Annotated in this window: 13 protein-coding genes and 2 pseudogenes; 9 read left to right on the forward strand and 6 right to left on the reverse strand. The window is 44.6% G+C overall.

Annotated elements, in window-relative coordinates; translation table 11 throughout:
* Positions 1-184 precede the first annotated feature (184 nt).
* Entirely contained in the window at positions 185-676 is a 492-nt protein-coding gene (locus ITG10_RS13335; protein ID WP_017629769.1) for a VOC family protein, read from the forward strand.
* Between the two features lie 811 nt (positions 677-1,487).
* Positions 1,488-2,765, forward strand: a pseudogene (ltrA, locus tag ITG10_RS13340) (group II intron reverse transcriptase/maturase).
* Between the two features lie 196 nt (positions 2,766-2,961).
* On the opposite strand, the gene nagE reads toward ltrA, so the two are convergent.
* Positions 2,962-4,329 (reverse strand): N-acetylglucosamine-specific PTS transporter subunit IIBC, encoded by a 1,368-nt coding sequence (nagE, locus tag ITG10_RS13345; protein WP_248386440.1) that lies wholly within the window; start codon positions 4,327-4,329, stop codon positions 2,962-2,964.
* 98 nt (positions 4,330-4,427) lie between these two features.
* Between nagE and ITG10_RS13350 the strand changes: the two genes are divergently transcribed.
* Entirely contained in the window at positions 4,428-5,315 is an 888-nt protein-coding gene (locus ITG10_RS13350) for a LysR family transcriptional regulator (protein ID WP_017633104.1), read from the forward strand.
* 80 nt (positions 5,316-5,395) lie between these two features.
* On the opposite strand, the pseudogene ITG10_RS13355 reads toward ITG10_RS13350, so the two are convergent.
* Together ITG10_RS13355 and ITG10_RS13360 are read right to left on the reverse strand one after the other, a co-directional pair.
* Positions 5,396-5,569 (reverse strand): annotated as a pseudogene (locus ITG10_RS13355) (amidohydrolase); the annotation flags it as partial.
* A 121-nt stretch (positions 5,570-5,690) separates the two neighbouring features.
* Complete coding sequence (locus ITG10_RS13360) at positions 5,691-5,867, reverse strand: hypothetical protein (protein WP_017633102.1); 177 nt, start codon at positions 5,865-5,867, stop codon at positions 5,691-5,693.
* Between the two features lie 52 nt (positions 5,868-5,919).
* Here ITG10_RS13360 and ITG10_RS13365 point away from each other — a divergent pair, with 52 nt between their 5' ends.
* The 3 genes from ITG10_RS13365 (at position 5,920) to ITG10_RS13375 (ending at position 8,202) form a co-directional block, all read left to right on the forward strand.
* Complete coding sequence (locus ITG10_RS13365; RefSeq protein WP_017633101.1) at positions 5,920-6,882, forward strand: AraC family transcriptional regulator; 963 nt, start codon at positions 5,920-5,922, stop codon at positions 6,880-6,882.
* A 149-nt stretch (positions 6,883-7,031) separates the two neighbouring features.
* Positions 7,032-7,550: a lipocalin family protein gene (locus ITG10_RS13370; RefSeq protein WP_026084473.1), complete on the forward strand. Its 519-nt coding sequence runs from the start codon at positions 7,032-7,034 to the stop codon at positions 7,548-7,550.
* Between the two features lie 109 nt (positions 7,551-7,659).
* Complete coding sequence (locus ITG10_RS13375) at positions 7,660-8,202, forward strand: cytochrome b (RefSeq protein ID WP_017633099.1); 543 nt, start codon at positions 7,660-7,662, stop codon at positions 8,200-8,202.
* Positions 8,203-8,330: 128 nt separating this feature from the next.
* Here the strand turns inward: ITG10_RS13375 and ITG10_RS13380 are convergent, their stop codons facing one another.
* Positions 8,331-8,705 carry a hypothetical protein gene (locus ITG10_RS13380; RefSeq protein WP_017633098.1) on the reverse strand — a complete coding sequence of 125 codons (375 nt, stop codon included), beginning with the start codon at positions 8,703-8,705 and terminating at the stop codon, positions 8,331-8,333.
* Positions 8,706-8,753: 48 nt separating this feature from the next.
* Positions 8,754-9,059: a monooxygenase gene (locus tag ITG10_RS13385; RefSeq protein ID WP_017633097.1), complete on the reverse strand. Its 306-nt coding sequence runs from the start codon at positions 9,057-9,059 to the stop codon at positions 8,754-8,756.
* Between the two features lie 180 nt (positions 9,060-9,239).
* Here ITG10_RS13385 and ITG10_RS13390 point away from each other — a divergent pair, with 180 nt between their 5' ends.
* Complete coding sequence (locus ITG10_RS13390; RefSeq protein ID WP_017633096.1) at positions 9,240-10,136, forward strand: LysR family transcriptional regulator; 897 nt, start codon at positions 9,240-9,242, stop codon at positions 10,134-10,136.
* A gap of 42 nt (positions 10,137-10,178) precedes the next feature.
* On the opposite strand, the gene ITG10_RS13395 is transcribed toward ITG10_RS13390, so the two are convergent.
* Positions 10,179-10,793, reverse strand: a complete 615-nt coding sequence (locus tag ITG10_RS13395) for a TetR/AcrR family transcriptional regulator (RefSeq protein ID WP_017633095.1) — start codon at positions 10,791-10,793, stop codon at positions 10,179-10,181.
* 204 nt (positions 10,794-10,997) lie between these two features.
* On the opposite strand from ITG10_RS13395, the gene ITG10_RS13400 reads away from it, so the two are divergent.
* Together ITG10_RS13400 and ITG10_RS13405 are read left to right on the forward strand one after the other, a co-directional pair.
* Positions 10,998-12,113, forward strand: a complete 1,116-nt coding sequence (locus ITG10_RS13400) for an efflux RND transporter periplasmic adaptor subunit (protein ID WP_017633094.1) — start codon at positions 10,998-11,000, stop codon at positions 12,111-12,113.
* 8 nt (positions 12,114-12,121) lie between these two features.
* Positions 12,122-15,220 carry an efflux RND transporter permease subunit gene (locus ITG10_RS13405; protein ID WP_248386441.1) on the forward strand — a complete coding sequence of 1,033 codons (3,099 nt, stop codon included), beginning with the start codon at positions 12,122-12,124 and terminating at the stop codon, positions 15,218-15,220.
* The last annotated feature ends 40 nt before the right edge of the window (positions 15,221-15,260 follow it).

Genomic DNA, 15,260 nt, shown 5'->3' on the forward strand with positions numbered 1-15,260 from the left:
TAGACAGTGTTTCTTTAAGTGAGCTGAGATCCCCTATCAATCTGTAAATAACGAAATATTATCATTAATATAATTTATGATAATTTCAGTTAATCACGGTCTCTCCCTATACTCTCTTCATCGAAACGAAATACCGAAGCTAGACTTCGAAAAGCACAGAATAAAAAACGAATTGGAGAAAGTTATGAAAATGAATCACGTAGGCATCATGGTAGGCGACATGGACCAAGCTGTTGAGTTTTACACTAAGGCTCTAGGTCTAAGAGTTGTAATGAACAACACCAAAGTGATGGAAGAGCGCGAATCAGCAATCGGCCGCATGTGTATTGCAGTATTTGGCGAAGGCTTCAAAGGCTTCAACATTGCACACCTAGTAACTTCAGACGGTATCGGTGTTGAGCTGTTCGAGATGGTTGACCGTGAAGAGCGTCATGAAGTAGATTTTTCTCGCCTAGGCATCTTCCACTTCTGCTTACAACTTCCGAAAGAACAGTTTCATTCAGCTATCAAGCGCGTTGAAGAGTTTGGCGGTAAGGTACGCATGGATATTCACCGTTACCACCCAGAAGACGAACTAAAACAAGCACAAATGGTTTACCTAGAAGACCCGTTTGGCAACCTATTCGAATTCTACTCGCACACATACGAAGATACGTACGCGACTGATTACGAGTAATAGCGTTACTGCCTTCCATAGGTAGAAAAACCCCCTAAAGAGGATTGGTAGAGATACCAGTCCTTTTTTTGTTTGCCCAGCGAAGCTGGCAAACCCGTTAGGTTGAAAGAAACCTGAATCACCCCGACTGAGGGGAAGATAATCCGAATCGCAAGGGCGTTGCTGGCTAACGGCAGGGTCTGAAGGAAGCGATAGGAAGTTAACAGTACACAACGCAAGTAAACCTGCTTCGGCAGTATAGGTGGGTAAGCGTCCGAAATAGCGCGAAGCCCTATACTCAGTCAGACCTATGCTGTGCTTGAGGGTGGCATTGTTAACAGGGAGCCAGTGCAGTAACTGGGAAGCCTGACACCACATCCAAAAGTCTGGAAGCACAAACTCGAAGCGAAAGCTAAGAGCTGTGTTGGTGCGAGGTGGCAGATGAATCCGTAGTAGTGAGTAAGGCTAAGCCCGAGAAGCCCAGTAATGGTGTGGAGGAGAAAACTTAGCTGACCATCAGCATCAAGTCTGATGGAGCACTGAAATGCCAAAAGCACTCAGTGCTGCGAAGGGAGGAAGTACACTTTAAGTCTGTGATGAACAGATGTTTTTTTTTTTTTCAGTGATACCCAAACCGAATCGCTATCGGGGTATTCCTAGTTTGGTTGATTGTGGAAGCAAGATACTGAGCTAAGAAACCGTATAGGGGAGTAACTCTGACACACTTCAGTAAATTGCCATTGAGCTAGAAGGCTGAATAGCAGAGAGAAATAACACCCACACTGGACATGAAACACTTGTCCCCACACAGCACACAACCCAAGGAGAGAAAGTGCGAGTTTATTACAGTTTATATGGTCATCTGCTCAACAAAGAGAGGCTGTATAAAGGGTTTAAAAAGGTAAAGAAAGCGAAAGGCGCGGCTGGAATAGATGAGCAGAGCCTGAGCGACTACGCCGAAAATCTGAGTGATAACCTCGATCAACTCCTCTCTGAACTCAAAACCAAGCAATACAAACCTCAGCCAGTCAAACGAGTAGAGATACCCAAAGAAGACGGAGGGGTACGATTGCTTGGGATCCCAACCGTTAGGGACAGAGTTGTCCAACAAGCACTCAATGATATCCTCACCCCCATCTTCGAAGAGCAATTTCACCCATCAAGTTTTGGGTATAGACCGAATCGAAGTTGTCACGATGCAATCAACAAATCCACGATGTTTATCCGCCGATACGGATTACAGCACGTCGTAGATATGGACTTGTCGAAGTGCTTTGACAAACTCGACCATGAGTTGATCCTCAAGAGCATCAGAAGGCGAGTCACAGATAGCAGCGTGTTAGAGCTGATAAAACAGTTTCTGAAAAGTGGCGTGATGATAGACGGTAGTTGGCAGGAGACAGAGCTAGGAAGTCCACAAGGTGGTGTTATCAGTCCTTTGATTGCCAATATCTACCTTGATGCGTTCGATCAGGAAATGCGAAAGCGTGACCATAGGCTCGTTCGTTATGCGGATGACATACTCATCTTTTGTCGTAGCAAGGCAGGAGCAGAGAATGCCCTTGCACAAGCGACGAAGATCCTAGAAGGAGAGCTTAAACTCACAGTGAATCAGACGAAATCACATATAGCGCACAGCCGTGATGGCGTGAAGTTCTTAGGTGTAGAAATCGGGAGTCAATTTACCCGCATTCAAACTAAGAAACTGAAAGGGTTCAAAAGTGTTAAAGCGACTGACAAAGCGAGGTGCGGTAAGCCACTTGAGCAAGTCATAAAAGCTTTAAACCCAGTGTTAAGAGGGTTCAGTCAATACTTCAGGATCACCAATAGCAGCAGAGAGTTTCAAGGTTAGCAGGTGGCTACGAAGAAGACTTCGTAGTATCCAGTTGAAACTTTGAAGAAGCCTCAACGGTTACACCGAAGGTTAAAACAGTTAGGGTATAAGCCGCCGTTCCAACATATCTCAATGACAAGTTGGGTCAGTGCAGCGAGTCCCCTATCAAGCTATGCGATGCCAAATCAATGGTTTAATGACCAAGGGTTGGTAAATCTTGGAACAATAAGGACAGGGCATGTGTTCAGCCAATATGCTGAATGGAAGTGTGCATGAGCCGTATACGAGGTCCGTACGTACGGTTCTGTGAGAGGGATGAGGCGGTAACGCCTCACCCTACTCGATGTGTCCCGTTTTGAAGATATTAGAGTGAAGAAGGTGGCCATAAAATGACCACCTGAATCGAAGGGCTGATTAGCCCTCCCGCACTTGACTAGAGTGCAGCAAAGGGGAGGGAATTCCCTTTGATTCGTTAAGCTGACGTATTTTTTATTTTACCAGCCATAATTTCTGCAAGGGGTCCCAGAACTACTTGTAAATTCTTTTCACCCACTTTGACGACTCCCTTTGCCCCTAGTTGTTTCAACGTATCTTCGTCAACTAAACTTGGGTTAATAAGCGTTAAACGTAAGCGAGTAATACATGCATCAATTGACTCTAAGTTAGATTTACCACCTAAGGCCAATAAGTATTGTTGTGCTAACTCATCTTCATTTTTTGATGCAACAACCGTTGCTTCTACTTCATCTTCTCGGCCTGGTGTCTTGATATCAAAACGTTTGATTGCAAATACAAATAGTGTGTAATAAATAAGTGCAAACACTAGGCTCAGTGGAAGTAGCATCCATGCATTATTGGCGGCAGGTGCATTAAAGAAAATGAAGTAATCAATTAGGCCAGAAGAGAAGCCAAATGACATATGAATATTAAGTGCAGCAGCTATAACTAATGCTAGACCAGTTAATATTGCATGGAAGAAGTACAAAACTGGTGCTAAGAACATGAATGTATATTCTATCGGTTCTGTTATTCCTGTTAAAAATGCGGTAAACGCGATACTGGCTAACATTCCACCAACTGCAGCTTTTTTATCTTTGTGCGCGCATTGGTAAATAGCTAAACAGGCAGCAGGTAGAGCAAATAAAGTCACGACATAATAACCAGATAGCATTAGGCCTGCTGATGGGTCACCTGCAGCAAAACGTAGCATTTCACCTGTAACACCCTCATATTCGCCCATACCAAACCAAACAATTGAGTTTAGAATATGGTGTAAACCAATGGGCAACAGCATCCTATTAACGAAGCCATAACCAAACTTACCTCCAATATCACTCTCAAGCATCCAATTACTCATGATGTCTATACCGGAACTGACTGTCGGCCATACGGCACTCATGATGAGAGCTATCACTAATGCGCTCACTCCGGTGATTATTGGAACAAACCGTTTGCCAGCAAAGAACCCTAAAAACTCAGGAAGGCGAATAGTATGGAAGCGACGATATAACTCGCCCGCAGTTATACCCATAATGACGCCACCAAAGACACCTAGATTTAGGCTCGGGTCCAAAACAGCAAGAGCTTCGGTCAATACAAAGTAGCCAACAATACCAGCAATCGCTCCTGCTGCATCATTATCTTTATTCAGGCCTGCAGCTAAGGCTGCGGCAAATAAGAGCGGCAACTGGCTAAAAATGGCATTGCCCGCCTCTGCAATGAAAGGGATATCAAATACATCGGGTTGCCCCAAGCGTAACAAAATCCCGGCAATTGGGAGGGTGGCGATAGGCAACATTAGGGCTTTGCCGAGCCGTTGTAGATAACCTAGTACATTCATTTAATTCTCCAAAAATTAGTAAGTCTGATAAAGCTATTGCAAGAATTATCACTGACCTTTAATCTTTATGAAAATTACAATCCATCGGTTGGGACGATATGTTGAAATTGGAGCAACTGCTTTCTTTTACGACTACAGTGAAAGTTGGCTCATTTTCTAAAGCAGCGCGAGAGCTAGGCAAAGCACAATCTACAATTAGTCAAAATATTATTAATATGGAAATTGATTGTAATCAGATCTTGTTTAATCGAACTGGTCGCTATCCTCAGTTGACCGAAGCAGGAATGAACTTGCTTCCATATGCCTTAGCTGTTGTCGAGCAACACAATCGGCTTGAGATGCAATTGGAAGCACTCGGTGTAAATGAGTCGAAAAAGGTTACCATTGCCTTAGATGAAGGAGCTCCATATACGCAACTAGCCGCTCTACTCCCCCAGTTAGTTAACAATTATCCTCAGTTACAACTCGAAGTACTTATTGCTAATAGTCATGATGTTTTAGAACTGGTGTCTAACGATCGAGCACAGGTGGGTGTTGTATTCAGTCAGCATTTACAACCGAATAAAATGAACTCTGAGAATATAGGGTCAATTAAATTCGAGGCTTATGTGAGCTCACAGCACCCCTTAGCTGGAAGTGTTCAATTTACTAAAGACTCATTAAAGCTACATAGACAGCTGAAAATAGAATCTAAGAATAATGAGAACAAATTTCGACAGTTACCTATTTCTCCTGATATCTGGTATGCCGATAACTACTATGTTCTCTTAGAGATGGCTAAAGCTTCCTTAGGTTGGACAATTTTGCCTGCACCTATTGCTAAGTCGGCAGTTGAAGAAGGGAAATTAGTTCCTTTAGTCTTAGAACATGAACATCTAGGATGGGTTGAAAATGTTGATATTATTCAGAATGTTGGTGTTATTGACAATGTATTCACTTCTATTAGAGAGATATTGAAGTCGATGATTATGCAGGACTGTAGTTAGTGTATTTTAATTAGGCACTCTATTGATCAGAATTAATGCTTATGAGGTGTCGCATTCAAACCTTGCTCGCACACATACGATTCACGATGTCCGTAGATGTCGGCATTAGTAAAGATTTGATCAGCAGTTTGGCTTTGGGCAGTTGCTTTCTGCTGCACAACGGTGTTGTCTTGTCCAAATACGGGCGAAACAGCGCCTAAGCTAGCGAGTAATACAATCCATGCAGTGTGTGGCAAAGTGAGCTTGTTGTTCATTCTTATGTATCCCATGTTCCACTGTTTAATAAGTATAGAAAGCGAGTGGCCAGTGTGAAACTCTACATGAATGACAAATAAAAACTGCGATTAATCAACAAGCTGTCGTTTGAATGAGCTTTTACGACTCTTGCCTTAGGCTTTTACGCAGATCTTTTTTGTATTCCTCATAAGAGTTATAGCCATAGAGTTTCCAAGTGTGAGCACCCTTAATGTTGTGGTTGTAGGTGATCTCTCCGATCCACTGCTGACGTGTGGCAAGAATCATAGCGCGGATTTTTAATAATAAAGTGTCCATAGTTGCTCTCCTGATTAAGTTCACCTGCAGTATATTTATCGGTGACCTCCGGATGAGTATCGTTAGCGCAATGTTCAATACTTTTCAGTCAATGTGCTCATTTGAATGGTTTGATGCGTATACTTTCAATATTAAAAAGTCACTGAGCATCGCAATGAAGGGTTACTTGGAAAAAGTGCCACAACGAATTGGCACATCATGGCGCTATAAGAAAATTGTCGAGAACAGTAAAAGCTACGGTTGGCATAGACATGAAGAGTACGAGATAGCGATACATCGTCACTTTGCTGGACATAGCTTTATCGGCCATCACCAAAGCGATGTGTTCCACAATCACATGATTTTGGTTGGCCCAGATTTGCCACATGCTATCTATTCAGAAGAGAGCGCAGACGACTCACGAATATGTGAAACGCATGTGGTTTGGTTTCGCAAAGACTGGATAGAGCAATTAATCGCGTGCTGCCGTGAGCTCGAACCGCTGCGTGCTTTGTTGGAAGATTCAAAGAAAGGGCTGCAGTTTTCGCCTGTTACCGCAGAGAAAGCGACGGAACTGTTAAACAAGGTGATGGATCAGTCGCCACATCAACAACTGCTGACCTTGTTCTCTCTGTTTGCGCTTTTGCTTGAGGATCAAGACGTGGTGCAGTTGATAAACCCTGTCTTCAATTCGGATGATGAAGATGAGGCTAGCGATAAGTTGGACAAGGTTGAAGCCTTCTTGGTGAACAACTTTATTCGCGATATCTCAGTTAACGATTTAGCCAAGCATCTCTATATCAGTGAGAGTAGCGTTAGGCGGCTATTTCAAAAGCACTACAATGAGAGTTTTAGCCAACGGTTAAAGAAAATTAGGTTGAACGTGGCGTGTGATTTATTGCTCAACACATCACTGCCTATTAGTTTGATTCTGGAGAAGGTGGGTTACGACAACCAAGCTAACTTTAATCGCCAGTTTAAATCTTATAAACAGGTCACACCGACTCAATATCGCGCGGCAATGAAGCATCACTGATTCATTCACCAACGAAACAATTCCCATAAGCTTCTGAATAATTTACTGTTATATGAACTATAAAAATGGATTTAACGTATTACCAAGGATGTAAGTTAGGGCTCTCACATGACTTACTCGAATTACTATGAAAACAAGTCGAGGTTAGGATGAAGAAAATATTATTGCTGCTGAGTGTCATTCTGTTGGGTGGATGCGTGGGCATGCCCGAAACAGTAAAGCCCGTTCAACAGTTTGAATTGGATAGATACTTAGGCAAATGGTACGAGGTGGCTCGTTTGGACCACTCGTTTGAGCGAGGCCTCAATAGCATTAGCGCTGAATATAGCCTGCGTGATGATGGTGGCGTGAAGGTGATTAACCGCGGCTATTCGGATGAAGATGGCGAATGGAATGAAGCGGAAGGTAAGGCGTATTTTGTCGAAGGCAGCGATCAGGGATATTTGAAGGTGTCGTTCTTTGGTCCATTCTATGGCGCTTATGTGGTGTTCGAGCTGGATAAAGAGAACTACCAATACGCGTTTGTTTCTGGCCCAGATACCGATTATTTATGGCTGCTTTCTCGAACTCCGGAAGTCTCATCTGAGGTCATGGAGAAGTTTAAAGCGATGTCGAAAGAGCGTGGCTTTAACACCGATGAATTGATTTACGTCGAGCACTCAAAATAACGGTATGTAGCGGTTTCTTGGTCTTTACGTAACTTTACGAAAAGACCATATTAAGTGTAATGATAATGAGTAAAAATAACACCTAGGTCAGAGACATAGAGTGGTCATTATGAATAAATCATTATCGAAACAGACGGTTATTTTCCATTGGCTTACCGGCATTTTGTTTATCGCTGTGTTTGTTATTGGACTTCAATTCGAAGGCATGCCTCGAGGTCCCGAAAAAGGCGAGTTAATGGGGCTGCACAAATCGTTAGGTTTGATTGTTTTAGTTGTCGCACTTTCACGCTTTGTATGGCGTTTGAAAGAAGGGGCAATTGAGAGTGTGGCTGTATTAACAAGAGCGCAAGAACTTGCTGCGAAAGGCGTTCATCATTTCTTGCTACTCGTGACGTTAGCGATGCCAATCTCTGGCGTCGTGATGAGTGTTGCTGGTGGACGTGCATTAGAGCTATTCGGCATTGAGTTGATTGCTGCTGGTGAGGAAACGGAGTGGTTGCAGTCTGCGGCTTCTTTCGTTCACGTGAATGCGGTGAACTTGATTATGGTGGTGTTTGCTCTGCATGTTTTGGGTGCATTGAAACACCAATTAGTGGACAAAGATGGCACACTGAGCCGTATGCTTGGTCGTTCATCGTCTGCTAGCAAATAGTAAAGTCAGACATCAAGATTACCTCTTATTTAGCGAATCTAACTTTAATCTTGATAGAAAGATGAATATAAAAACACTCGGCATATACCGAGTGTTTTTTAGTTTGTGCTACCTATAAATCACACTCACTAAGCTTGCTTGCGAACCTGCAATACGCTCAGTACTGATAGCGAAAGGAAGAACGCAGGATCGCTCCAACCAAAGCCAACAAAGATACCCGTGAAAGCGGCATACAGAGTGATAATGGCACCCAGCATATTGGTGACAACCAAGCCTTGGATGAGTTTTTTAGCACTGATGCCCGCTTCAATATCTCGCAATAACCATGTTATCGCAGCAATACCACCAAGGAAGATACTGGTGTGTTGAGATAGAAAATAAGCGTACTTGTCATTAATTTCCACGCCGTACATAGGCCACATGACCGTCGGTAGGAAAAACAACGCGAAGGCAAACCCTGCGTAAATGATGCCGTGTAGGCTTAAAAACGTTTTATTGTTCATTTGTTATCTCTCTATCTCGTGCCTTTCGCTAATTCTTTATTCATTCCATTAGCCGTTGATTGGGCCTTTGTTAATGGTAGTTAATGGCTGGTTTACGTCAAAAATCACGCCGCGAACTTCTTCTACGCCCATCTCTTTCAAGCGAGCAGCATGCATGGCTAAGTAAGCCTCAGCACTGAGTTGATCTTCAAAAAGGTAGACACCGCCGCCCAGTTTTTCGGCTTGGTTTTCTGTCCAGATTTTCCAGATCATGCCCGGTTCGTTGTTGATGGACTTAGCTAGGTCTACGAGTGCGTTCGACATTTCTTCACCGAAAGGGCCGTTAAATTCAAAATCAACTTGTAGTAGTTTCATGGTGTTTCTCCGTTTAACAAATTTCGTTTAACAAAATTCGCTTAAAAATAGGTGTGTAAGACAAACAAGCCATTCTCGTTTGTTGTTGAGATTTATATTGCCTGTTGAAATAGATATTACCTGTAAAAAACAGACAGAAAAGTTTATAATATTACCATTAACTGTCAGGATTTTAGACCGATGAGATTAAAGACCACCCTCGACCAATGGCAAACACTCTATGAGATAGACCGCGCAGGCAGCATTCAGGCGGCGGCACTGCAATTGAATAAGAGCCACACCACGCTGATTTATGCGTTGAGAAAATTGGAAGATCAATTGGGTGTGTCTTTGGTGCAGGTTGAAGGTCGCAGGGCTGTGTTATCGGAAGATGGCAAAGCCTTACTGCGTAGGGCGAGCAGCATGCTGGAACAAGCGCGAGAGCTTGAGCTGATCAGTGAACAGTTAGCAAAGGGTGTGGAATCTGAAATAGTAGTCGCTGTTGATCATTTGTGCTGCCTTGAGCGCCTTTATAAGCCGATGGCTGCGTTTATGGCAGAGAACAACACCACCTCAATCCAAGTGGTTGAAACATCGCTGTCGAAGACCATCGAAGTGGTCACTCAAGAGCGAGCCGATGTTGCCATCATCAACCTGCCAATTACCAATTATTCGGCAGAAGCCTTTGGATTTACCAAGATGGAACCTGTTGTCGCAAGTTCGCACTCTTTGGCTAGCATGTCATCCATATCGCTCAACCAGCTGTCGTCGTTGCCACAAATTGTGGTGAGAGATTTAGGTTCGGTTGAAAAGTTGGGCGAGAAAAAGGATGTGGGCTGGTTGAAGTCAAGTCAGCGTATTACGGTCGATAATTTCGACCATGCCTTTGGTGCGGTAGAGCAGGGTGTAGGGTACTGCAGGCTGCCTAAACATATTGTCGATAGCCGAGGAAGTGACAAGATCACTGTGTTAAATGTGGAAAATGGCAGTGGCTATCAAGTGCCGCTGCATCTGACTCTGCCGAAAGGTGCGAAGACAGGCCCAGCTGCAAAACGTTTCTATGAACTGCTTCTTGAATCAGCCCAGAATGCGGACTAAGTGCTATGAGAAACTTAGTTATGACCTATTAACTATGAGCTATTAACGAGGCTGATTGCCATTTAAGAATAGTGCGACACATTCACGCGTGTAGTGAAGTCTTTCATTTTGTGACTCACCGCTATCGTGTCCGAAGAATCCCCAATACGCCGATTTGCCGTGAAACATCAGCAACAGTTGGCGTGCAGCAATGATTGGTGAACTTGATGTTGAAAGCGTTAAGTCACCCGAATCTATTTTCGATTGTAAATAATCAGCGAGTAACTTAGTGGTCTTCTGTGGCCCTGTTTCTAAATAAATAGAGGCGATCTCTGGATGTGTGTTGGATTGGCTAACCGCATTCTGAAAGGTCTGTCTAGATTGCTCATCAAGTAACAAATCTTGAAACTTCACACCAAACTTCACCAATTCTTCTTCCAAAGTGGCATTCATATCAAAGGCTGCAGGGCTGAGTTCGCGCTCCGCACATTTGGTTTGCATGCAGGTTTCGAAAAGTTCGTCTTTGTTTTTAAAGTGAGAGTAGACCGTTTGCTTTGAAACGTTCGCTGCTTTCGCTATCTGATCCATATTGATCTTGAAGCCATGCTCAGAGAAAAGCTGGCTTGCTGCGGTTAGGATCTGCGATCTCTTCTGTTCACTCTTGATGATTTTTGTCACGTGCTGTTTCTCGTTACTTGCTTGGTACTTGGTGTTGCTCAGTTCAATGCATTTCGTTCTGCGCTAAGCATTATGCTTTTTGTGATGGTTTTATCAATCATTAACGATGAAACTTATTTTTAACACAATCAAACTAGACAGTCTAGTTTGGTTTGGTTAGTCTAAAAAAAGAACATGATTGAGTACTGCATAGGAACAGTGAGTATGTATAAATTGATGAAGGGAAGTGCGGTGGCGTTGTCTCTATCGGCTTTTCTTGTTGGATGTGGCGAAAAGGAACAAGCCCAAGAGTCGGTTGATTCAACCAATCAAACGGCTTCGAGCGTCCAAACCATTTTAACTGTGGAAACGATGGCCTTGGCGCTGTCTTCCTCTTATGCAGTGCAGCGTGAATATGTGGGTGTGGTTAAGGCGGGTCAGCAGGCTAATCTAGGTTTCGAACTGGCGGGCAAAGTAAACGAGATTCTGGTGGATGTCGGTGACACAGTCACAATTGGTCAGCCGTTGATTCGATTGGATACCCAACTATTGGAAACCGAGTCTAGCCAATTGAAAGCACAAGCCGAAGAAGTGAAAGCTCAACTGAGCCTTGTTGCCGCGAACTTAAAGCGTCAGCGTTCATTGAAAGCAAAAGGCTTCAGTGCTGAGGCGGAAATTGATTCGTTAACCAGTGAACAACGCGTGTTGCAAGCCAACTTACTGCGCATTGATGCTTCGGTAAAAGGCAATCAATTGAAACTGGTGAAATCGACAGTGCTTGCGCCTTATTCGGGCACTATTGCAACGCGTTTTGTCTCTTTGGGAGATGTAGTGAATGTGGGCAACCCAACACTGACACTGCTTGCCTCTGAAGGTAAAGAAGCGTTCATTGGTATTCCTGCACATCAAATGCAAAAAGTTACCTCGCTTTCTGCGCCTAACATCCGAGTTGGGAGAACAGATTATGCCGTGGAGCTATTGAATCCCGGCGCAATGGTCGACACTCGGTCTCGCAGTGTCGGTTTACGTTACCTTTTTCCTGAGCAAGCTTCAGTATTAGAAGGGCAGCTTGCTTATCTTCAGTTTGATGAGCAAATTGATGATCAAGGTTATTGGGTTCCATTAACGGGTTTGATTGACGGCCTACGTGGTGTGTGGAATATCTTCGTTATTGGTCAAGATAATAAGGTTGAACGTAGAAGCGTGCAGGTATTGTTTGCCAACAACCAACAAGCCTACGTGAGCGGTGCAATCAGCGAAGGCGAGCAGGTGATATCCAGTGGTTTACATCGTTTGGTTCCCGGACAAACAGTGAAGCCAGCCAGCGTGACGGCTGAATAGGAAATAGTATGAAAATCATAGAGACTATTTCCAATACTCGACTGCTTATTTTGATGACCGCACTGCTGATGGTGAGTGGTATTTCTGCGTTCATGACGCTGCCTCGCGCAGAAGATCCAGTCATCATCAACCGTTACGCCAACATTACCACCAGTTTTCCCGGTGCCAGTGCCGAGCGAGTTGAAACCTTAGTTACTGAGGTGATCGAGAATAAGCTGCGTGAGCTGAGTGAAGTTAAACTGGTGAGCTCAACCTCAAGGCCGGGCGTGTCTATTGTCACGCTAGAATTGAATGACACCATCACCGAGCCAGAGCCGGTTTGGTCTCAAGCTCGCGACAAGCTATCTGACATCGAATCCATTTTGCCTGCGGGCTCTCATTCTCCCGATCTCGACAGTGACCACACCTATGCTTTCACGACCATCGCATCTCTAACTTGGTCTGGTTCAGGCGAGCCTGACAGGTTAACGCTGGGTCGTTATGCCAAAGAACTCGCTAAGCGACTAAGAACTTTGTCGGGTACTGAATTCGTTGATGAATACGGGATGCCACAAGAAGAGATTCAAATCAGCTTGCGTACTGCCGATGCAGCGGCGTTAGGGCGCTCAAGTGCCAATATTGCTGAGTCGCTAGAAGGGGCAGACGCTAAGAACTCGGCAGGTGAATTAGTGAGTGATTATTCTCGCTTTGGCTTAGAAATTAAATCTGAACTCGATTCTATTGAACGCATTAAGCAAGTGCCAATAGCCACTGATAGCAAAGGTCACATCATCCGTATGGAAGACATTGCTTCTGTGAAACGGGGTGAGAAAACCCCACAAGATCAGATTGCCATTATTGATGGTGAGCCAGGTGTGATTGTCGCGGCAAGAATGCATCCTGATCTTCGTGTCGATAACTGGACATCACGAGCGAATGCTCTGATTGAGAAATTCCAACAAGAATTGCCCAGCAATATCGATGTCACTGTGTTGTTCAACCAACAAGGTTATACCGAAACCCGCTTAGACGATTTAGGCAAGAGCTTGATGATCGGTTTTGGCTTGATCTTAATTGTGCTGTTCGTCACCTTGGGTGTCCGCGCTGCAATATTGGTGGCGATTTCTCTGCCATTAACTTCACTGCTTACGTTGTCGATCATGAAAATGACCGGTGTGCCAATCAACCAGATGTCGGTGACGGGCTTAATCGTAGCGCTCGGGATCATGGTGGATAACGCGGTGGTGATGGTCGATACCATTCAAGCTTACCGCCTCAAAGGGCAACAGCGAGCCGAAGCAACCATGAATGCGTTGAAACATTTATGGGTGCCGTTGTTGGGTTCCACTTTGACTACCGTTTTGGCATTTGCACCAATCATTTTGATGCCGGGTGCATCGGGTGAATTTGTCGGCGGTATTGCGATTACCGTTTCTTTCTCGTTGATCGGCTCTTACATTATCTCGCACACCTTAATCGCAGGCTTGGCGACCAAGTTATTACCGAAACAACTCAGCGACGTTGATAAGAAAGGCCAGCACCATTGGTACATGACGGGCTTAAGAATTCCTGCTTTAACACGTTGGTTCTCGTCTTCTGTCCGCTTTGGTGTAACGCATCCAATCATCACTATTGCTTTGGTGTTGTTGGTTCCGTTTACTGGCTATTGGAGTATGTCTCAGCTGACAGAGCAATTCTTCCCGCCATCAGACCGAGATATGTTTGAGATTCAGGTGTACATGCCGCCTCAAGCCAGCATTTATGCGACGAAAAATACCTCTGAAAAAATAGACGATATCATTCATCGCTATCCAGAAGTGGAACGCATTGATTGGCTAGTGGGCGCTAACTTCCCATCTTTCTATTACAACTTGCAAGCAAGGCAAAACAACGCGCCTTACTTCTCGCAAGCGATGGTGAAAACAGAGAACTTTGACCAAGCCAATGCGCTAATTCCGCAGCTACAAAAGGTGCTGGATAATGAGGTGCCGGAAGCACAAATCTTGGTACGTAAGCTAAACCAAGGGCCTCCATTTACTGCGCCAGTGGAGCTGCGTGTTTATGGTGAAAACCTCGATACACTGAAAATGATTGGCGAAGATGTTCGCCTGATTCTGGCGGGTGTTCCTCATGTGACCCACACAAGGGAAACACTGCAACCGGGTACGCCTAAGGTGTGGCTGAAGGTCGATGAAGACACCGCGAAACTTAACGGTATTTCACTCAATCAGTTTGCTGGCATGCTGCAAACTACGTTGACTGGTCGTGAAAGTGGATCTGTAATTGAGGGCAGTGAGTCGGTGCCGATTCGTGTTCGTGTTGCGGATGATGCGCGTGAAAACTTGGCGCACTTAAGTAATATTCGTTTGCCAATCAGCTCTGAGGTCTACTCGACGGGGATTAACGTTTCAACTTTAGCAGAGCTTGAACTGACGACCAGTCGCGGCGCGATTACTCGTCGTAACGGGCAACGAGTGAATACTATTGAAGGTTACATTGAAGCGGGGGTTTTACCTCAAACCGTGCTTAATGAGTTCCAGAAACGCTTAGAAAGCTATGAGATGCCATCGGGTTATACGATTGGTTTTGGTGGTGAATCCGCTGAGCGTGACAATTCAGTCAACAGCCTTATCTCGAATGTCGCCGTTGTGGTGGTATTGATGGTGTTGGTAGTGGTGATGTCGTTTAACTCGTTCCGAATGAGTAGCATCATCTTCATGGTAGCAGGATTGGCTGGTGGCCTAGGTTTGCTGTCGGTGTGGATCTTCGGTTATCCATTTGGCTTTACGGTGATCATCGCCATGCTTGGGATTGCGGGCTTAGCGATTAACGCCGCCATCGTGATTCTGACGGAATTGAAACTCGATGAACAAGCTTCATCAGGCAATGTGGATGCGGTGGTAGAAGCTGTGATGTCGTGTACTCGTCATATCAGCTCAACCACGATCACAACCGTTGGTGGTTTTATGCCACTGATCATTGCAGGTGGTGGCTTCTGGCCTCCGTTCGCGGTCGCGATTGTTGGCGGTACAGTATTAACCACTCTTATCTCGTTCTACTTTGTACCCGTGGTTTATCACTTGATGACTAAAAATCAGCGCAAGAAAGTCGTCACAGCTACAGCATAATCTCTCTCTTAATGACTATTACTCCTCTCCCTTGAGGGGA

The organism is Vibrio sp. ED004 (assembly GCF_023206395.1).
Classification (GTDB): Bacteria; Pseudomonadota; Gammaproteobacteria; order Enterobacterales; family Vibrionaceae; genus Vibrio.